General features: G+C 68.6%; 18 protein-coding genes and 1 pseudogene. 9 read left to right on the top strand and 10 right to left on the bottom strand.

Going from position 1 to position 18044, the window contains the following annotated elements; genetic code table 11:
• Positions 1-314: 314 nt before the first annotated feature.
• Complete coding sequence (locus tag HD596_RS07185) at positions 315-2657, bottom strand: DUF4132 domain-containing protein (protein WP_185068517.1); 2343 nt, start codon at positions 2655-2657, stop codon at positions 315-317.
• A gap of 887 nt (positions 2658-3544) precedes the next feature.
• On the opposite strand from HD596_RS07185, the gene HD596_RS07180 reads away from it, so the two are divergent.
• Positions 3545-3850, top strand: a complete 306-nt coding sequence (locus HD596_RS07180; RefSeq protein WP_185068516.1) for an antibiotic biosynthesis monooxygenase family protein — start codon at positions 3545-3547, stop codon at positions 3848-3850.
• Between the two features lie 353 nt (positions 3851-4203).
• Here HD596_RS07180 and HD596_RS07175 read toward each other — a convergent pair whose 3' ends face one another.
• A complete protein-coding gene (locus tag HD596_RS07175; RefSeq protein WP_185068515.1) occupies positions 4204-4941 on the bottom strand; it encodes a TraB/GumN family protein in 738 nt (245 codons plus the stop codon).
• A gap of 157 nt (positions 4942-5098) precedes the next feature.
• Here HD596_RS07175 and HD596_RS07170 point away from each other — a divergent pair.
• Positions 5099-5741: pseudogene (locus HD596_RS07170) on the top strand (transposase family protein).
• Between the two features lie 53 nt (positions 5742-5794).
• On the opposite strand, the gene HD596_RS07165 reads toward HD596_RS07170, so the two are convergent.
• Positions 5795-6343, bottom strand: a complete 549-nt coding sequence (locus HD596_RS07165; RefSeq protein WP_185068514.1) for a PIN domain-containing protein — start codon at positions 6341-6343, stop codon at positions 5795-5797.
• Positions 6340-7434, bottom strand: a complete 1095-nt coding sequence (locus HD596_RS07160; RefSeq protein ID WP_246554188.1) for a helix-turn-helix domain-containing protein — start codon at positions 7432-7434, stop codon at positions 6340-6342. Before HD596_RS07160 ends, HD596_RS07165 begins: the two co-directional genes overlap by 4 nt.
• A 268-nt stretch (positions 7435-7702) precedes the next feature.
• On the opposite strand from HD596_RS07160, the gene HD596_RS07155 reads away from it, so the two are divergent.
• Positions 7703-9172 (top strand): AAA family ATPase, encoded by a 1470-nt coding sequence (locus HD596_RS07155; RefSeq protein ID WP_185068513.1) that lies wholly within the window; start codon positions 7703-7705, stop codon positions 9170-9172.
• A gap of 26 nt (positions 9173-9198) precedes the next feature.
• On the opposite strand, the gene HD596_RS07150 is transcribed toward HD596_RS07155, so the two are convergent.
• Entirely contained in the window at positions 9199-9912 is a 714-nt protein-coding gene (locus HD596_RS07150) for a winged helix-turn-helix transcriptional regulator (RefSeq protein ID WP_313043074.1), read from the bottom strand.
• A gap of 26 nt (positions 9913-9938) precedes the next feature.
• Between HD596_RS07150 and HD596_RS07145 the strand changes: the two genes are divergently transcribed.
• Positions 9939-10226 (top strand): DUF4287 domain-containing protein, encoded by a 288-nt coding sequence (locus tag HD596_RS07145; protein WP_185068512.1) that lies wholly within the window; start codon positions 9939-9941, stop codon positions 10224-10226.
• Between the two features lie 154 nt (positions 10227-10380).
• The gene (locus tag HD596_RS07140) at positions 10381-11535 is read left to right on the top strand and encodes an RtcB family protein (RefSeq protein WP_185068511.1); all 1155 of its coding nucleotides are present in this window, start codon (positions 10381-10383) and stop codon (positions 11533-11535) included.
• On the opposite strand, the gene HD596_RS07135 is transcribed toward HD596_RS07140, so the two are convergent.
• Both HD596_RS07135 and HD596_RS07130 read right to left on the bottom strand, forming a co-directional pair.
• Positions 11523-12317: an SDR family NAD(P)-dependent oxidoreductase gene (locus HD596_RS07135; RefSeq protein WP_185068510.1), complete on the bottom strand. Its 795-nt coding sequence runs from the start codon at positions 12315-12317 to the stop codon at positions 11523-11525. The two genes, HD596_RS07140 and HD596_RS07135, sit on opposite strands and share 13 nt — an antisense overlap.
• Positions 12314-13783, bottom strand: a complete 1470-nt coding sequence (locus HD596_RS07130; RefSeq protein ID WP_185068509.1) for a DHA2 family efflux MFS transporter permease subunit — start codon at positions 13781-13783, stop codon at positions 12314-12316. The genes HD596_RS07135 and HD596_RS07130 overlap by 4 nt, the downstream gene beginning before the upstream one ends.
• 80 nt (positions 13784-13863) lie before the next feature.
• Between HD596_RS07130 and HD596_RS07125 the strand changes: the two genes are divergently transcribed.
• Genes HD596_RS07125 through HD596_RS07115 form a run of 3 tightly spaced genes read left to right on the top strand, consistent with a single transcriptional unit; the run spans position 13864 to position 15194 of the window.
• Positions 13864-14487, top strand: coding sequence for a TetR/AcrR family transcriptional regulator (locus HD596_RS07125; RefSeq protein ID WP_185068508.1), 624 nt, complete (start codon positions 13864-13866; stop codon positions 14485-14487).
• A 54-nt stretch (positions 14488-14541) separates the two neighbouring features.
• Positions 14542-14790 carry a hypothetical protein gene (locus HD596_RS07120; RefSeq protein ID WP_185068507.1) on the top strand — a complete coding sequence of 83 codons (249 nt, stop codon included), beginning with the start codon at positions 14542-14544 and terminating at the stop codon, positions 14788-14790.
• Entirely contained in the window at positions 14787-15194 is a 408-nt protein-coding gene (locus HD596_RS07115; protein WP_185068506.1) for a hypothetical protein, read from the top strand. The genes HD596_RS07120 and HD596_RS07115 overlap by 4 nt, the downstream gene beginning before the upstream one ends.
• A gap of 65 nt (positions 15195-15259) precedes the next feature.
• Here the strand turns inward: HD596_RS07115 and HD596_RS07110 are convergent, their stop codons facing one another.
• Together HD596_RS07110 and HD596_RS07105 are read right to left on the bottom strand one after the other, a co-directional pair.
• Positions 15260-15475 (bottom strand): hypothetical protein, encoded by a 216-nt coding sequence (locus HD596_RS07110; protein ID WP_185068505.1) that lies wholly within the window; start codon positions 15473-15475, stop codon positions 15260-15262.
• Positions 15476-15561: 86 nt separating this feature from the next.
• Complete coding sequence (locus tag HD596_RS07105; protein WP_185068504.1) at positions 15562-16641, bottom strand: serine hydrolase domain-containing protein; 1080 nt, start codon at positions 16639-16641, stop codon at positions 15562-15564.
• A 62-nt stretch (positions 16642-16703) separates the two neighbouring features.
• Between HD596_RS07105 and HD596_RS07100 the strand changes: the two genes are divergently transcribed.
• Positions 16704-17384, top strand: coding sequence for a phosphotransferase (locus HD596_RS07100; protein ID WP_185068503.1), 681 nt, complete (start codon positions 16704-16706; stop codon positions 17382-17384).
• A gap of 7 nt (positions 17385-17391) precedes the next feature.
• Here the strand turns inward: HD596_RS07100 and HD596_RS63575 are convergent, their stop codons facing one another.
• Positions 17392-18012 carry a phosphotransferase gene (locus HD596_RS63575; RefSeq protein WP_185068502.1) on the bottom strand — a complete coding sequence of 207 codons (621 nt, stop codon included), beginning with the start codon at positions 18010-18012 and terminating at the stop codon, positions 17392-17394.
• Between the last annotated feature and the right edge of the window lie 32 nt (positions 18013-18044).

Here is an 18044-nt window from a genome sequence, read left to right as displayed (position 1 = left end):
GGCCGGGGCATTCCTTGCAGCAATTCGACAATGCGTTGGACTCGTCTTCGTCTGTGCGACCGGTGGCCGATTTATGAGCGGGTTGAGCGTGCCGACGGTCTGGCGGCTTGGAAGTCCTAACAGCATGATCTCTGCTGTGCTTTTCTCTCGCTGTAGCCGGGTGGTTGGAGCATGCGTGGCCAAGCGGAAGCCGTGGGAGGTCAATGACGAGCCGCGGGCGGTGATCGAGCCCGGACTCGGCGCTGGCTGAGGACGATCTGCCCAGGCGGCTGGTAACTCCCGGGAATCTGATGCGACGGTGTCCGGGTGGTCGTTCAGCCGAGCTGCCGGGTGATCGTCGGGTCGGTGATCGCCGTGTCGTTGGCCAGGAGGAACGCCTTCGAAAGGACCACCGACAGCGTCCCTCCGTCGTCCTCGAACGGCAGGAACACCGATCCGGCCGCGCGCCCGCTCGCCGGGACGATGCACAGGTACGCGTCGTTGGGCTCCATCAGGATGTTCGCCGACCCCAGATGGATCTTGTACGTCTTCAGATCACCCCGGACAAGAAGGAATCTGTCGGTCAGTTCCACCCGGGAGGCGATCTTCAGTTTCGGCAGCAGCCGCGCCAGCACCTCGCGCCGGGTCTTGGCCGTCTCCGTCAGCTCGCCGAAGCCATGGGAGCGCCAATAACCTTCGTGGCCGATCAGCGCCTGGTCGTCGCGGGCGACCGAGGCCACGCCCACGGCTAGGTCGGCCTCGCGGAGGATCTCCGACATCACCAGCGGCGGCAGATCGGCCATCGACGCCGGTTGCCCGTCGCGGTGGAAGGTGATGCCCCTGGTCGCGCACAGCATGGTGGTCTCGGCCCCGGGGGCGGAGGTGATGTGCATGGACCATCGGGCCTGCCAGCCCGCCAGGTCACGCACTACTTCGCCCTGGTCGCCGCCGTTGTCGTAGTCCCAGTGGCCGATCGACCGGCCGGTCCAGCCGCGCTGGCCCAGCAGGGTCCGGGCCTGGCCGTAGCGCAGAATGTGGCCGGCGAAGCGGTTGGAGAAGGTGCCGGTCCGCTCCTCGGCGGGGGTCAGCAGGTAGATCTCGCGGAAGGCCTGCTTGAACGGCTGGCGTACACCACCTTCGAGAAGATGGTCGCGCAACGCCGCGACCTCGTCGGCGGTTGCGTGGATCGGATGCCACAGGCCTGCCACGGCGTCGGGGGCGGGGCGGTAGCCGGCCAGTTCCCAGCCGTCGGAGGTCTTGACCGGCAGGGCAGCCGGGCCGCCGGCGATCTGCCAGACCAGGGTGCGGGCGTAGGGACCGGTGACGGGATGGTCGAGGAAGTGCTCGGTCACCTCGCGCCAGTGCCACGTCCGTTCATGAACGATCGCCTGTTCCAAACGGGACCGCACGGCCGCCTGCGCCAGCTTGAGCTCCTTCAGGATGGCCCGCAGATCGGACAGCTCCGCGCGCAGATCCTTGGGCAGCGACTTGACGGTCTTGCCCGCGGCGTTCATGTAGCGCAGGGCGGGTACGTCGGCGGACAGCCTGACCCGGTAGTCGCCGATCTTCTCCTCACGGACGCCGCCGGTGTCCAGGCCGAAGGTGGGGACCGTCCGGTCGAGCAGTTGCTCGCCGGTCAGCCCGTTCTCGACGGCCACCGCGTCGAGGGCGAGGCTCAGATTCCTCTGTACGGACCTCGCGCGCACCTTCGCCTGGATTCTGGACAGCGGGACGATCACGTCGAGGCCGCCCCTGCGGGCCAGGACGCCGACGGCGGCGTTGGTGACGGGTTCGCAGCGGCATGTGGAGCCCATCCCGTTGCTGCCGGTGCCGCAGGTCATCGCGACGCCGGTGACGAGCGAGGTCACCCAGCGCTCGTCGATGACCTGACAGGTCCACAGGATGCCGCGCACCACGACGATGGTGTCCTCCTTGAGGAAGACCTTGTCCCGCCACTCCCTATCGTCGTAACGGACGACCCAGTCTCCGCCCCGGTAGGCCGCCAGCCGCGTGAGCAGCTCACGGACCAGGGCGACCGCGCCGGGGGTGAGCATCCGCGCGGCGTTCCTGAGCCACCGGGCGCTGGGCTTGGTCGAGCGGGCGGTGTTCCAATGGCGGAACAGCGGCAGCACCTCGACCAGGCGCGCGCCGTACTCCTCGGCCAGCATGCGGGCGAAGTGGTCGGTGTCCCCGATCTCGGTCCGGACCACCCCGGCCGGGCCGTGCTCGGCTGGTTCGGTGAGCAGCTCGGTCACCTGCCCGGCCAGGAGCGCCCGCGCGTCCTTCAGCCACGGTCCCGACGTCAGCCAGCGCAGCAGGTCCCGGCGCAGCTGATAGTCGAACCGGCGGGCCGCCGCGAGCGGGATTCGGAACAGCTCCTCGTAGCGAGTGTGTCCCTGCCGTACCCAGTACCCCGCCCGCTCCATGAGGTGGTGCGCTTCCCGGTAGGTGAAGTCGATGTCGCGCTCGGCCACCGACCGGACCACGCGTAGCACCCGCTCGTCGTAGTCGTGGCCGCCCTCCGGACCCAGCCAGAGTTTCATCTGTGCGTAAGTGCCGTAGACCCGCCAGTCGACGCCGGGGCCGGGGTCGAGTCCCTGCTCGAGGAGCTCGTCGAACCGCTGGTAGGCGGCCCTCGTGGCCGGGTCCAGGTAGTCCCATGCGCCCGCTGACGTCATCACACGGCTCCACTCATGATCGGAAACGCTGGGTGATCATGGATATCAGCCAGAACCGACAGATTCCCCCTGCCCGGACATGTCTCCATCGCTCGGCCACAGCGCGAGATCAAAAGCACAGCAGAGATCATTCTGTTAGGCCATTAAGAAGCGTGCCGAGCGGTTGCGCTTGGCGTCCGGGGCCGGTCAGCGGCCCGGTGCCCTGAGGACACGACGCGCCAGCCTGTGGGCGAGGGCTGCGGATGTCCGGGCGGGCGCGTAGCCGCGGATCTCCGCGCGGGCCCCGCCGCGCCTGGCCTGGTGTGACCGGCGACTCACTGGCATCCGCGAAATCGGGGCCGCTCGGTCTGAACAGGGCGCGGCATACCCGCGGGCCGGTAGTCAGTGGGTCCGAGCAGGGCGATCTCGTCTTCGGTATCGAGAAGGTCGATACCCCTCGCCGGGTACGCCATAGCGTTCTCGTCAGCGCCCATTCGGTGGGCCGCGACTCCCGCCTAGGGGGGCTCACCCCCAAGGGGCCCGGCACCTGCGTGACAGCCACGAGGCATACACCATGCCGGCCGGGGACGATCAGCTGTTGCTCGTGGGACGAGACGATCGCCATGGCGCCCGACCGGTGACGGCAAATACGAAGAAGCCGCCACGGGCGTGCGCGCCCGCGTTGTCGAGGCGTTCAGCGAGCTCACTCCCAGCACCGATGCACACGACGGGCGTCGTGAACGCGCTCGCCACCTCACCGATGCCATCCGAGGACACGGAGATTCGGCGTGGGCCGATGAAGTGTCCGTATGATCCTCGATTCGGCCACCTAGCATGATTGTCATAAATCTTGACTATAAGGAATAGTGACTATATTGTTGGCGTCAGAGCCGATCAAGGAGTTGACGATGACGACCTTTGTGGAGTTGACCCGCTTCAAAGTGGCACCGGACCAGATCGAGGGGTTGCTGGCCGCCCGCCCCGCCATGTTGAGGGACTTCCGCACTGATCGGGAGGGGTTCCTGGATGCCCGCCTCGTGCGGCTGCCGGACGAGGAGTGGCTGGACATCGTCGAGTGGCGTTCACAGGACGATTTCACCGCCTCCCGCGCCAAGGGCGCCAACCTGCCCGGCATCGCCGCCTTCTTCGCGGCCATCGCCGAGGTGGTGGGCGACGAGCAGGGCACCCTGGCCGACCCGGAACGGGGCCGATGAGCGAGCTGGATGTTCAGGGATTCGAGAAGGTGCGGGAGGAGTTCACCCTCGGCTTCTAGCAGTGTGGGAAGCCGGGACCGGTGACGATCTCCGCGGGCGAGTGACCGGTTCGCTGCCGCTCGGCGAGCAGAGCGGGGGTGCCGGGTTGGGCCGCGGCGAGCACCTGGCCCGCGTTCGGCCGGATACTGAGCTCTTTCCATCGTGACGGCACTGGTCAGTGTCCTTGCTTGCTGAAGGTGGCGTTACACACGCAAAATGTCATGAAGCTGGCAAACGATCGCTTCAAGATGTCATGTGGCAGGTCGCGGAGGGTCAGCAGATCGCGTCCTCTCCGCAGAGCCCAGGGCCGATCATCAGCCGAATCGCTCACGCAGCAGATCGTCCGGCAGGTGCGGCACCATCGCTTCGGAGAACACGGGCAACCCCACGATCAACTCGCCGTTCTCGGCGCTGTGCAGCCCCGGGCCTCCCGCGTGGCCGCCGGACCGTCGTGGCTCAAGGTTGTAGAAGCTCCCGGTCCCGTAGGCGATCCGGATGCTCCGCATCGCCGGCCGCGCCGCCGTCAGGTGCGCCCCCATCGGCGTCCCCAAGTCGGTGGCGAAGGTCTGGGTATGGGCGTTGCCCGCGAGGACCAGCGTCGGCTCGCTGTGCGCGTCCAGGATCCTTCGCGCCATCGCGGCGTCCCGCTGCGACCAGTCGGGCGTGAGCGCCAGTCCGTCGAACAGGATGATCCGTACACCCTTCATGGCTTTGAGCACCGCGAAGTGCCCGGCGGTGATGCGCCCGTCGCCCGTCCACCACAGCGGATGATCGAGCCCTCCCTGTGCCGCGAGGTACGCGTTGAGCTCCGGCTTGAGCTGCTCCGGCCACTCCAGTGCCAGCGTGGTCACGCGCAGTGCCCGCATGAGGCCCTGGACGATCAGAGGGTTCTCCCGGACGCCGTGCACCTCGCCGAGCAGTAACAGGCCGGACTCGGCGAGCGATCGCGCGGCCAGGTCGAGTGCCTTCGCCTCGACGAGCAGGTCGAAGCCCTGCGTGTCGAACTCGTCGATAGCCAGTCGTAGCCCGTCCATGGTGTCGATCGCCGGCATGCCACCACAGTGACCGCACCTGCCCCGCGGTGCAATGGCCGGCTCGCTCGGATCTTGCCATCTTCGATGTGTAATCCCGACCAAACTCTGCTCAACCTACTTGTCACTGCGTGGGTCACGAGCCCACCCGCATGCCACTTTCGATGAGGGCCAACAGTTGTCCAACCACACTCTGATTCGCCTGGCCGAACTCATCCGCGCCCGGCACGCCGAACGCCGCTCCCGGTGGCGGAAGTTAGACCCGGCGCGGCAGGCGCTACTGGTCCTGGCCGCCTTGGTCGACGACGTGCACGCCGTCGTCGAGCGCGCATCCGGCTGGCCTACACCATCCTCGACGGCACTCTCATCCCGATCGACCGCCTCGCCGATGAGCGGCCGTACTGCAGCGGCAAACACGAGCAGCATGGAATGAACGTGCAACTGCCGGCCGACCCTGTGGGCCGACTGGTGTGGGCCTCGCCCGCGCTGCCGGGCACCGTGCACGACGTGACCGCCGCTCGAACGGTCGGACTGATCGACGCCTTGACCAACGCCGGCGTGAAGACCTTTGCAGACAAGGGCTATCAAGGCACGGGCGGCACGATCCGGACGCCGTTCAAGCGGCATCGCCATCGTCCCTGGGTGTCGCGCGGACAGCGAGACGTCAACCGCGCCCACGCCCGAATCCGGACCATCGGCGAGCGTGCTGTCGCCACCTTGAAGAGCTGGAAGGTGCTGGCTGTTGCCCGCATCGAGCGACCGCGCTCGTGCAGGCGATCCTTGTGCAGCAGCTCGTGGAAGAAGGCCGCTACTCGGGATGAAAAATGCTCAGTGCATCGTGGCGTCGAGCAGCTCGGCGCGGCGGGTCGTCGGCTCAGAGAAGTCGGCGTTCGCGTGCCCACCGCGGAAGTTCGCGTCCAGTGCAAGGCAGGCGCATGCCGGTCTCTCTCAGCGCATCCACATGCCCGCAGATTTCCACGAGCGTCATCTTGCCCATTCCGTGAAGTCGCGTCAGCAGCCACACCGTTCCGTGGACGTCGAGCCCCCATGCACGTCCGACCTTGGTGGCATCCCGATCATCCGTGATGGCAACCAGCCGGTGGATCTCGGCAGCGGTGAAAACGCTGGCCTCACCCAGGTCGTGCGCGCCGGCGCCCAGCAGATTGACCCAGCGTTCGAAGGCGATCAGTTCCTCATCGGTGTCCTGCGGTAGCACGCGCAACCACTCGAGCTCTCGGATCGATCTAAGGGTTGGGTACAGATGGCAGTACTTGTCCACCTCATCGGCGACGATGTGCGTGGTCGACAGTTCGGAGACGCTGGCCCCAAGAACGTCGAGGCGGTCCGATTTTGCGAAATGGTGGATCACCATGGCGTCGGCTACGAGCGGGGGCAATCGGTCGCCCGGCGTCGCGGTCGTCATGGGGCCTGGTCCTCATCGGACCTCGGCGGCAGGTCTGACACCGTTTCGAGCTGCCCATGCATCAACTCCAGGGCGCGACTGCTGGTGATCCGCCCGAGCCGGTACGCCGTCATGACGGCGTGCGCGAAACTCGGTGGCACGCGGATGGAGTTGAGATCCGGTTGTGGGGTCCATCCCACCGAGTCCCTGAATTCCGCATAGGTCGGCGGGCATGCGCGCAGGCGCTTTTCTTCCGGCGGATTTATCAGCTCGGCCGCTCGCGCCTGCCGTAGTGCCAGGCTCCAGGATGTGCGGTATTGAGCCGCCAGGCCGACAAGTGTGGATCGGATGGGCTGCTCTGTGTTCTTGGCACGCCGAATGGCCTCCAGTGGCAAGAGCAGTTCTGCCGCGAAAGCATCGATCACTTCTTCGCGTTCCATCCGCGAAGCGCTGACTCCCACATCGGTTGAGTACTCGTCACCAAGGATGAGATGCCCGAGTTCGTGCGCCGCGGTGCTTCGCCGCCGGCCGGGGTCGCCGTTGAGACTCACCACCGCCGCCGCCACGTCGCCGTCCACGGCGGACGCTCCGTCCCCCGGGAGGTCCATCACCAGAATGTACTGGCCGCACTGCTCGCAAAGGTCTGCCATTGATTCGATAGCAGCCATTCCGAGGTGGAGCTCGCCTCTCAACCACCTGGCGGCCTCAACGGCCGCGGGAATCCCGTTGACCTTACCCGGATATTGTTTGATCGGCCTTGGCTGGAGCACGTCCAGCGACATCAGCATGCGGATTTCGCGGATCCACGTCGCCAGCGCACTGTCGATGCGATAAGAGGCCTGGGCGGCATTGGTCGCTGTGTCCTCGGCCAGAGGTGTGCGGTGCGACATGACCGCCGGTGGCGCGTTGAGGAAGTGGCCGATGGGCATGTCCAGCACACGGGCCACCCTGGCGAGCTCCAGTGCGTCGAGCCGCCTCGAACCGGCCTCGATCTTGCTGATCATGGTTCTGTCGAGATCGGTCTTCTGGGCCAGCTGGTCCTGCGACAGTTGCATGGCTAGTCGCGCTTCGCGGACTCGCTCTCCGATCTCGTTCCAGTCGAGCGTGCTCATGGTGCGATAATCGCACATCGAATGATGCGCGTACATGGACGGCGGGCATCCTGGGGATAACTTTTGCTTTCTGCGGCATGCGGTGTAGTGGGAGATCGTGCATGCCTTCTCAATAAATGTCCGCTTTTCGCCCCCTTGGATGGATCAGGGATCTATAGGCGGGAGCGACGGCGAGACGATCAGGAGTCTCCGATCAGCATGGTGCGAACTATGATAGGCCTGCCTATCATAGTTGTGGCCATCGTTACCGGCTGGAGGTGGTGTGGCAATGCTTCAAAAGCCGGAACGCCTGTTCGGGCGCGACACGGAGTGGGAGGAACTGGCCGACTTCGCCAGTGCTCCCGCGAACGGCGCCACCTTGGGGCTGGTCTATGGACGCCGACGTCAGGGCAAGACCCTCATGCTCGAACTGCTCGCCCAGGAAACCGGGGGCCTGCTGTTCGCCGCCACCCAGCAGACAGAGGCACAGAACCTGGCCGATCTCGGCGCCGCCTACGCCGCCTATCGCGGGCTGCGGCAGCCGGTCTCGTTCGGCAACTGGCGGGAAGGGCTCGACGAGCTGCTCCGGCTCGGCGAGGAGCGGGCGACGCCCGTGATCGTCGACGAATTTCCGTACCTGGTCTCCGCGACCCCGGCGCTGCCGTCGTACCTGCAGCAGGCCTTGAGCCCGACGGGACACGCGAAGGAGCGCACTCGTACCCGTCTGATCCTCTGTGGCAGCGCGTTGACCACGATGGCCCAGTTGCTGGGCGGAGGCGCGCCGCTGCGAGGCCGAGCGGTGCTGGAGCTGATCCTGCGGCCTTTCGGGTTCCGCGATGCCGCCGCCTTCTGGGGCCTGACCGGCGACCCGGAGCTGGCTTTCCGGGTGCATGCCCTCGTCGGCGGCACCCCTGCCTACCTGGAGATGTGCGGTGGATCGGGCCCGGCCGATCTGGACGCCTTCGATCGATGGGTGCAGCGGCGGTTGCTGAATCCCGCCTCGGCGATGTTCCGCGAAGGCGGGCTGCTGCTGCGGGAGGAGCCCTCGATTTCCGATCCCACCTCGTACGCGGCCACGTTGAGCGCCATCAGCGCGGGCAACCAGCGTCGCTCGGAGATCGCCGCCGCCCTCGGCCGTCCCGTGAGCGCCCTGGCGCATCTGCTCAACGGGTTGCGGAGCATCGGCCTCGTCGAGCAGGTCGACGACGCGTTGCGGGACAAGCGGAGCGTTTTCCGGATCGCCGAGCCGATCGTCCGCCTGCACCAGCTGATCACGCAGCGCCGCGAGCCCGAGCTCGTCAGCGGCCAGGCCGCCCGCGTCTGGCGTGCCAACGCCGACACGGTGGCCTCCAAGATTTACGGACCCCATTTCGAAGACCTCGCCCGGGAGTGGTGCTTCCTCCACGCCTCCAGCGACACCCTCGGTGGAACGGCCAGTGCCGTACGCCCGACCGAGATCCCCTGCCGAGCGCACCGCCAAGGGCATGAGCTCGACCTCGTGGTGACCGAGACCAACTCCTTCGCCGCCGATCAGATCATCGCGATCGGCGAGGCCAAGGCCACGCTCACGCCCATGGACGTCCCCCAGCTCCAGTGGCTGGACCACCTGCGCGCGCTGCTTCCCGACGCCCGGATCGGCACGCAGCCCAAACTGCTGCTGTTCGCACGCTCCGGATTCACCGGCGATCTGGTGGAGGCGGCGCGCGGGCGCGCGGACGTGGAGCTCGTGGACCTGAACCGCATGTATTCAGGGGACTGACCTGCGCGGCATGGCCGGTCTGCTGATCAGAAGCGGAACATCTCGGCGAATCGATCGAGCAGCGCGGGATCGCCTTCTATGCGCACGCTGCCGTCGTTGAGTACTTCGTCGGGGGTTCTGCTGCCACTCATCAGTTCGCGGATGGGGTGGCCGGTGAGCCGTTCGATGACGAGGTCGGGGGCGGGGTGCCGGCCGATGCCGACCGTGAGTGTTCCATCGGTGATCTGCAGGCGGAGCGTGAAATCGCCCATGCGGACCTCGTAGCCGACGGTGACTCCGAGGGCTGCTTCCGGCCGGTAAGTGGTGCGGAAGGACATGGCGACCGACTCGGCGGTGACAAGCTCGCCGGGGCGAGGCTCGGTGAGTGTCCGCGCGCCCCAGCGGCCCAGCGCGATCAGCGCCGGTTCGAGGTCGCGCCCGTAGTCGGTGAGCTCATAGACGACGGCGCGTTCGGGATGCGGGAGCGCGCGACGGGTGGCCAGTCCTGCCTCTTCGAGTTGTTTGAGGCGGGCCGACAGGATGTTGGTCGGGATGGCGGGCAAGCCCTTGTGCAGGTCCGTGAAGCGCTGGGCCCCGGTGAGGAGGTTGCGGATGATCAGCATGCTCCACCGTTCGCCGACCATCTCCATCGCGCGGGCCAGGCCGCAGAACTGTCCGTACTCCCGAGACGCCATGATGCAGATCTTACAGCATGCTTCAGTTGACAAACCATACTTGCAAAAGACAAGCTTGCTGCTCACAGGCCTCCCGTGAAATGGAGAAACGCATGTCGTTCCAGGCGTACCTCGACAACATCGAGGACAAGACCGGACTGACTCCGCGTGAGTTCATCGTTCTGGCGAAGGAGCGTGGCTTCGACGAACCGTCCGTGAAAGCCGGAGTGATCATTGACTGGCTGAAGCAGGACTACGACCTTGGACGTGGGCACGCGATGGCGTTGGTGCACGTGATCAAAAAGGGGCCGAAGATCGACGCCAAACACGTCGGAGGCTCGGGTTCCCATCGCGATGAGTCCGACACGCTATGGCTGGACGGCAAGAACAGCCGGCCCTGACGAGTCGACCCGGTAGCCCGGAGCAAGGGCATGGGCGTCTGAGGGCCGCACGTGCTCGCAACCCGCAGAATCACCCTGTCCTCGATAAAATTGGGTGGGAAATCCTTCCTGGTCACGCCACACTGATCAAGAACCAGTGAGGAGATTTCATCCCATGCCAAACCAGCCCGCACCGAACCTGCTGTCGTGGGCCAGCGAGATCGACGAAGGCGCGATCATGCAGGCCGCTCGCACCGCCCGCCTGCCGTTCGTCTCCGGCCACGTCGCTCTCATGCCCGACGCGCACGTCGGCATCGGTGCGACGGTCGGCTCGGTGATCCCCACGGAGAACGCGATCATCCCGGCCGCCGTCGGCGTGGACATCGGCTGCGGCATGGTGGCCACCGAGACGACGCTCACGGCCGCCGACCTGCCCCAGACCCTCGCCGCCCTGATGCCGCTGGTGGAGCACCGCATCCCCGCCGGCGTCGGCAAGGGGCACGAGGACCCGGCGGTCGACCGTGCGCTCAGCGACCTCGGGCTCCCGCACACCGACCTCACCCCCAAGCAGGTCAAGAAAGTGAGCGACCAGTTCGGCACGCTCGGCTCGGGCAACCACTTCGTCGAGGTCTGCCTGGACGAGCGCGACCACGTCTGGACGGTGCTCCACTCGGGCTCGCGCGGCATCGGCAACCAGCTCGCCCAGATGCACATCACGGGCGCGAAGAAGCTGATGAAGCAGCAGGAGGCGACCCTGGAGGACCCGGACCTGGCGTATCTGGTGCAGAGCACGCCGGAGTTCACCGCGTACATCGAGGACATGCTGTGGGCACAGCACTACGCCATGGCCTCGCGGGCGCGGATGGACCGGGTCCTGATCAACGCCCTGTTCAAGGTCGTCGGCAAGGGCGAACGGGTCCGTACGATCAATTGTCACCATAACTTCACCCAGCAGGAGAGCCACTACGGCAAGACGTTGTGGATCACCCGCAAGGGCGCCATCAAGGCCGACACCGGTGACGAGGGCGTGATCCCGGGCTCGATGGGCACGCGCTCGTACATCGTGCGCGGTCGCGGTAACCCCGAGTCGTACAACTCGTGCTCCCACGGCGCCGGCCGCCGCATGTCGCGGACGAAGGCGAAGCGGGAGCTGTCGGCGGCTTCCCTCACCGCGGCGATGAGCGGCCGCACCTGGAACGCGGATCGGGCCGCCGCGCTGGTGGACGAGCACCCCGAGGCGTACAAGTCGATCGACCAGGTGATGGCGGACCAGCAGGATCTCGTGGAGGTCCAGCACACGCTCCGCCAGATCTTCAACTACAAGGGGTAGGACACGCGATTCCCCGTCGAGTCGATCACCTTCAGCGTGAGCTCGTGGAGCCGTTCCGCGGCGGCCGGGTCGAAGGGGCCGGGGCCCAGGGCGATCCGGCGCTCCCGGATGAAGGCGCTGAGCGGCTCGGCGGGCGGGTCGTCGAGGCGGGCGACGATCGGCTTGATGCCCTCCTCGACCGGCAGCCCGTACCTCTTGAGCGCCTCCACGTGCGCGGCGGTCGCCGCGTCGTACTCGCCGGCGACGCTCGTCGAGACGCCTTTGGGGTGCATGAGGACATAGCGGGTACGGCTGCCGTGCCGGGCGGCGAAGGCCACGCCGAGCAGGTCGTTCGCCTTGCCGGCCTGGAACTGGGCGGTCATGCCGTCGTACCGGCGTTCGAGCATGAGGTCGTTCCAGCGGATGAGGTCGGTCGGCTCGCCCGGGCCTGACACGTTCACGATGAGGCGGGGCGCGGTCAGGCCGTAGCTGAGGAGGAAGCGGCTCAGGTAGTCCAGCGCGAACGTCCCCTCCACGCCCTCCGCCGTCACGAACCGGTGCGTACGGAAGAAGCGCGCGCACAGCACGAGCGCGTCCACGACGGGGAACTTGGCGTTGATCTCGTCGATCACCCGCAGGTTCTCGCTGATCAGGCTCAGGTCCGCCGGGATGAACACCGCCCCGGGCAGGGCCTTGGACCTGTCGCGGCCGATGACGACCACGGTGTCGCCCCGTCCGAGGTAGGTGCGGGCGAGCGCCCGTCCCATGCCGTCCGTGCCGCCGCTGATCACCAGGGTCCTCATGACGCGCTCCTCGCGGGTTCGGCTGCCGGTACGGCCTGCGTACGTGGCCGGCCCGGCAGCAGCGGGACGGCGGCCAGGATGATCACGATCACGGCCACGACGAGCCAGAAGATGCCGTGGAAGCCGGTGATCACGTCTGCGGTGGTCTGGAGGATGAGCGTGACCACGGCGACGCCGAGCGCCGCGCCGAGCTGGTTGAGCATGTAGAGCACCGAGCTGCCCTGCGCCACCATGGACGGCGGCAGCGCCCGGTAGAGCGAGCCCATCGTGGGCGCGCTGAAGCACCCGCTGCCCAGCCCGATCGTGAACGCCGCCAGCGCCGGCCAGAGCTCGGGCGTGTCCGCGCCGATCCGGGTGAAGGCGAGCGCGCTGAGCCCGGCCACGAGCGCGCCGCCGATGGCCAGGCCGCGGGCGCCGACGCGGTCCGAGAGCTGCCCGGCCAGCGGCATGGCGAGCGCGCCGCCGAGCCCGAGCGGCGCCATCAGCAGCCCGGCGGCGAGCACGCCGTGCCCGTGGGCCTGCTGGTAGTACAGGGGCAGGGCGAACAGGGCGGCGAAGAGGGCCAGCCCGCCGAGGCCCATGATCGCGACGCTGGCGGTGAAGCCCCGGCTGGCGAACAGCCGCAGGTCGATCAGGGGTGGGGTCCGGCGGTCGCCGGATGCGGCGCCGGGGGTGCCCGGGGCGTGCCGGGCCGCTCGCAGGGCGTGTACGGCGTACCCGAGGAGCAGGACCAGGCCCGCCCCCAGCGGCAGCAGCGCCTGCCAGGCGGTGAACGCCCCCTGTTCGGCCGTCTGCGACAGGGCCAGGACGACGGCCGCGAACCCGGGCCCGAGCAGCGCCAGCCCCACGACGTCGAGCCGCGCCGGCGACCCGGCGGACGGCTCGTCGGCGGGGATCACGCGCAGCGCGAGCAGTAGTGCCACCAGGCCGAAGGGCACGCTGAGCAGGAACATCCACCGCCACGACAGGCCGGCCAGCACGGCGCCGCCCGCGATCGGCCCGAGCACGGGCCCCAGGGACAGGACCACGCCCATCAGGCCCATCACCCGCCCGGCCCGGCGGGGCCCGGCGGCACGGGCCAGCAGGATCAGCACGAGGGGGTCGAGCAGCCCGGCCCCGAACCCCTGCACCACGCGGAACACGATCAGGGCGCCCACGTCCCAGGCCACCCCGGCCCCGAGCGATCCGGCGAGGAACAGCGCCAGGCCGGCCAGCCACAGCCGCTTGCCGCCGAAGCGGTCGACGGCCCAGGTGGTGAACGGGATGGTGGCTGTCACGGCCAGCAGGAACCCGGTGGACGTCCAGCCGATCGTGCTCAGCGAGGTGTCGAAGGTGGCGGCCAGGGTGTCGATGGCGACGGCGGCCATCGTGCTGTTGAGGATGCCCAGCAGGCCGCCGAGCAGGATCACGCCGATCATGCCCAGCAGCCGTGCGTCCAGCCGGTCGTCCGGCATATTTGAACTCATGGGTTCAAAGTAGTTATCTCATGTGTTCGCTCGCAACCCGTATGTCCATGAAGTTGAACCGGCGGGTACAATTCGGAGGCATGGCCACCACCACGCGCGGACGTATCGACAAGCGGCAGGCGATCCTGGAGGGGGCGTTCGCCGTGTTCGCCCGGCTCGGCTACGCGCAGGCCTGCGTGCAGGACATCGCCGACGAGGCGGGCGTGGCCAAGCCGACGGTCTACAACCACATGACGGACAAGGCCACCCTGTTCAGGAGTGCCGTCGAGGCCGCCGCCCAGATGACGCTGAACGCCCGCCTGGCCGCCCTGGAGCCGCTGGCCGACCCTGGCGAGGACCTGCGCGCCACGCTGGAGGGCGTCGCCGACGAGCTGCTGCGCCTGCACACCGACGGGCGCTCGTGCGCGCTGCGCCGGCTGCTCTACTCGGAGATCCTCCGCTTTCCCGACATACTCGACATCGTCAAGGAGAGCGGCCCGGACCGCCTCAACCAGGCCCTCGCCGACCGGATGGCCCGGCTCGCGCTCGCGGGGCGCCTGCGCGCCGCCGATCCCGACCTCGCGGCCGAGCAGTTCATGGCCCTGCTCGTCGGCCCGCTGGAGGCTCGTTCGCAGATGGGCACCCGTACGATCCCGGAAGGCGAGCTCCGAGAGCTGGCGCGCGCTGCGGTCCGGGCGTTCCTCGATGCCTGGGGTGCTGACTAATCTCGCCGACAAGGTCCCTTGTCGGTAGCGGGCAAGCTATATAGTCTGCCGCGTGTGGTGGAACGAGACGACTATGCGGCCATCCGCGATCGGATCATCGGGCTCTCCCACACCCATGGCTTGCGCTGCGACTGGGCGGAAACGACGAAACGTCAGCGATTCCTCCTGCTGTGGGACGCCGAGGGCCGGGTCGCGGCCCGCGCGATCGTCCCGCTCTACCCCGGGGAGACCCCGCACCTGGTGGACTCCCTCGAACGGGGGCTCGCGCACCTGTTCGGTGACGACTGGCTGGAGGATCCATGACCGCGGACCGCGTTGACGTTCACATCACCCTGGCGGGCAGCCTGTGGCTGGCCCAGGTGGACGGCGTGGCCGGCGGCATGTCCGCCCGCACGTTGAAGGAGCTGCACGGGGACGTGGCCGAGGGGCTGCCGTTCCTGTTCGCCGACCGCGCGCAGCCGCCCAAGCCCGTCTACCACTACGCGCTGCCGGGCCTGTCGGAGCAGGACCTCGATGACTTCGCCGCCCTCCAGCGCCAGGCCGCCGCGATCGCCGAGGACTACACGCGCACGCTCAAGAAGCGCGTCAAGCACATGCACGAGCTCGGCCTGTCGGACGGGGACATCGGCGAGCTGCTCGGCCTGACCAAGCAGCGCATCCAGCAGATCCGCAGCAGCACCAACGACGAGTCCCGCCAGGTCTCCTAGCGGGCGGCGCCCCGGCACGCGAACGGCGCCCCCTCTCGCGAGGAGGCGCCGCCGGGGAATGGGGACTACCTGACCCAGAGGTAGTACCAGCCGGTGCCGTTGAGCGTGCACTTGTACTCGTCCCAGCCTTCACGCTGGTACGACTGGCCCATGTCTACACACTTGCTGTAGCTGGTGTATTCGCCGATGTAGGTCCAGCTTGCGGCCTGCGCCGGGGCGGCGAGGCCGATGGCGGCCAGCGCCGCGATACCCGCGGCGACGATACCTGCACGAACGCGCATACGTGCTCTTCCCTTCTTACGGGGGGTTCCGCATACAACGATCATGGACGGCCCTACAAGACGGCTACAGCGCCGCCACAAATCCGTCAGGAGGCCAGCGCCTCATAGGCGGCCAGCAAGAACCCCATGCCACGGTCGTCGTCCTGGCTGAGCATCCGGTTCATCACGTACGCCACCGTCATGCGGGCGTCGAGGTCGATCACGACCAGCGAGCCGCCCATCCCGCCCCAGAAGCACGTACGCGGCTCCAGCAGGCCGTAGCCCATGCCGTACCACATCCGCGTGCCCAGGACCCGGTCGAAGCCCCGGAACTGCTCCTCGACGGCACGCGCGCAGCCCGCCTCCGACAGCAGCCGCACGCCGCGCAGCGTCCCGCCGCAGGCCAGGACCGACTGTACGAGGCCGACCGAGCGGGCGTTTCCGTGCCCGTTCGCGGCCGGGATCTCGGCGCGCCGCCAGGGGACGGTGTTGGCGTCCTCGGGCCGCACCAGGGGGTTGGCGGGCACGTCGGGCGAGTCTGTCATGGGCGTCGGGGGCGGGATGACGGGGGAGAGGCGAGGGTCGTGCTCGGCGGCGAGGCCGATGTGGAAGTCCGCCCCCAGCGGCCCGGCCACCTCCTCGGCGAAGAAGGCGCCCAGGCTGCGCCCGGTGACGCGGCGGACGACCTCCCCGACCAGGAAACCCTGGGTGATCGCGTGGTATCCGGCCGCGGCGCCCGGCTCCCAGCGCGGCGCCTGCCCGGCCAGCCGCGCCGTGGCCAGGCGCCAGTCGTAGAGGTCCTCGACCGTCATCGGCCCGTCCCAGACGGGCAGGCCGGCGGTGTGGGAGAGCAGGTGGCGTACGAGCACCCGCTCCTTGCCCGCCGCGGCGAACTCCGGCCAGTAGGCGGCGACCGGCGCGGCCAGGTCGAGCTCGCCCCGGTCGGCGAGGATCAGCGCGCACAGCGCCGTCATCGGCTTGGTGGTGGACCAGACGTTGGTGATGGTGTCGCGCTCCCAGGGGACGGTACGGGCCGCGTCGGCGTACCCGCCCCAGAGGTCCACCACCGGCTCGCCGTCCACGTGTACGGCCACCGAGGCGCCGACGTCGTCCTTGGCCAGCGAGGCGGCCAGCAGCTCGCGCACCTCGCCGAAGCGGTCCTCGCACTCACCGTGGATCTCGGCCATGGGACGGAACCTAACCCGCGTCCCCGCGGCCGGGCCACGGCTTTTTGACTAGGTTGGGGCGCATGGAGGTCGGCGAGCTGCTGGGGTCCGGGCGCACCGCGGACGTGTACGCGATCGACGACGAGCGGGTCTTACGCCGCTACCGGATCCCGATCGACGCGCGGCGGGAGGCAGCGGTCATCGCGCACGTGGCCGGCCACGGATATCCGGTGCCCGAGCTCCACCCCGGCGCCGGGGCGGCCACCGAGCTGGTGATGGGGCGGCTGCCGGGGCCGACGATGTTGCGGGCGCTGTTCGACGGGGAGATCACCGCCGAGGAGGCGGGCGGGACCATCGCGCGGCTGCTGCGGCGGCTGCACGAGATCCCGGCGCTGGCGTCCGCCGATCCCGGTGACCGGGTGCTCCATCTGGACCTGCACCCCGACAACGTCATGCTCACGCCCCGGGGCCCGGTCGTGATCGACTGGTGCAACAGCCAGGACGGGCCGCCCGGGTTCGACTGCGCGATGTCCGCGGTGATCTTCGCGCAGGCGGCCGTGGACGAGGTCGAGTTCGCCGAGGTGGCGCGGCGGGGCCTCGTCGCGCTGGTCGCCGGGCTGGGCTCCGCCATGGACTTCGGCGACGGGCTCGACCGGGCCGCGGCGCGCCGGGCCGCCGACCGGGCGCTCACCGAGCGGGAGACCGGGCTGGAGGACGCGGCGGTGGCGCTGATCCGCGGCCTGAGGCCCGCCGGGGCGGGCTGAGGCGCCGCTACTCCGTCCAGGCGGCCGTCGTGTCGAGGCGTTCGTACCAGAGCTTCTCGCCCGCCCCGCCGGGCTCCCAGCGGGCGCAGAAGTCGATCAGGTCGCGGCAGCGCGCCACCATCGCCTCCCGGCGCTCCTCCCACGAGGGGACGGGCCCGTCGTACGCGGCGAAGAAACGTGACAGCAGCGCAACGTGCTCCGGGTGGTGGCTGCGGATGATCCACTCGCACCACGCGAGGTCCTCGACCGGGCGTCCGGGGTGGGCCCACTCCCAGTCGAGGATCGCGGCCGTGCGGAACGTGGCCGGGTCGAACAGCATGTTCTGCGGGCCGAAGTCGCCGTGCACGATGCCCAGCCGGTGGATGCCGGACAGGACCCGGCCGCACTCGGCGAGCACCTCGGCGCCGTGTCCCTCGTCGATGAGGTCCTGGCCGTGGGCGCCGGAGACGAAGCGCGTGGTCAGGCTGGTCGAGGTGACCTGGTGAACGCGGGGGACCGGGAGCCGGCCGCGCAGCCGGCGCAGGTATCTGCTCTCCGTGCCCAGCCGGAACGCCGCCTCCGGGCCCTGGTAGCACTTCACGACCAGGGCGCCGTCGCCGACTGTGCTGTTGGTGTACCCGTGCTTCACAAGGGTCGATTCTCGCCTACTCCCGCCCCTGG

It is taken from the genome of Nonomuraea jabiensis (assembly GCF_014204795.1).
Taxonomy (GTDB): domain Bacteria; phylum Actinomycetota; class Actinomycetes; order Streptosporangiales; family Streptosporangiaceae; genus Nonomuraea; species Nonomuraea jabiensis.
This window is presented reverse-complemented; position numbering and strand designations above follow the sequence as displayed.

Coding starts and splice junctions, on each gene's coding strand:
- HD596_RS07185 (WP_185068517.1), bottom strand. CDS start 2,657: ATGACGTCAGCGGGCGCATGGGACTACCTGGACCCGGCCACGAGGGCC.
- HD596_RS07180 (WP_185068516.1), top strand. CDS start 3,545: ATGACGACCTTTGTGGAGTTGACCCGCTTCAAAGTGGCACCGGACCAG.
- HD596_RS07175 (WP_185068515.1), bottom strand. CDS start 4,941: ATGCCGGCGATCGACACCATGGACGGGCTACGACTGGCTATCGACGAG.
- HD596_RS07165 (WP_185068514.1), bottom strand. CDS start 6,343: ATGACGACCGCGACGCCGGGCGACCGATTGCCCCCGCTCGTAGCCGAC.
- HD596_RS07160 (WP_246554188.1), bottom strand. CDS start 7,434: ATGAGCACGCTCGACTGGAACGAGATCGGAGAGCGAGTCCGCGAAGCG.
- HD596_RS07155 (WP_185068513.1), top strand. CDS start 7,703: ATGCTTCAAAAGCCGGAACGCCTGTTCGGGCGCGACACGGAGTGGGAG.
- HD596_RS07145 (WP_185068512.1), top strand. CDS start 9,939: ATGTCGTTCCAGGCGTACCTCGACAACATCGAGGACAAGACCGGACTG.
- HD596_RS07140 (WP_185068511.1), top strand. CDS start 10,381: ATGCCAAACCAGCCCGCACCGAACCTGCTGTCGTGGGCCAGCGAGATC.
- HD596_RS07135 (WP_185068510.1), bottom strand. CDS start 12,317: ATGAGGACCCTGGTGATCAGCGGCGGCACGGACGGCATGGGACGGGCG.
- HD596_RS07130 (WP_185068509.1), bottom strand. CDS start 13,783: ATGAGTTCAAATATGCCGGACGACCGGCTGGACGCACGGCTGCTGGGC.
- HD596_RS07125 (WP_185068508.1), top strand. CDS start 13,864: ATGGCCACCACCACGCGCGGACGTATCGACAAGCGGCAGGCGATCCTG.
- HD596_RS07115 (WP_185068506.1), top strand. CDS start 14,787: ATGACCGCGGACCGCGTTGACGTTCACATCACCCTGGCGGGCAGCCTG.
- HD596_RS07110 (WP_185068505.1), bottom strand. CDS start 15,475: ATGCGCGTTCGTGCAGGTATCGTCGCCGCGGGTATCGCGGCGCTGGCC.
- HD596_RS07105 (WP_185068504.1), bottom strand. CDS start 16,641: ATGGCCGAGATCCACGGTGAGTGCGAGGACCGCTTCGGCGAGGTGCGC.
- HD596_RS07100 (WP_185068503.1), top strand. CDS start 16,704: ATGGAGGTCGGCGAGCTGCTGGGGTCCGGGCGCACCGCGGACGTGTAC.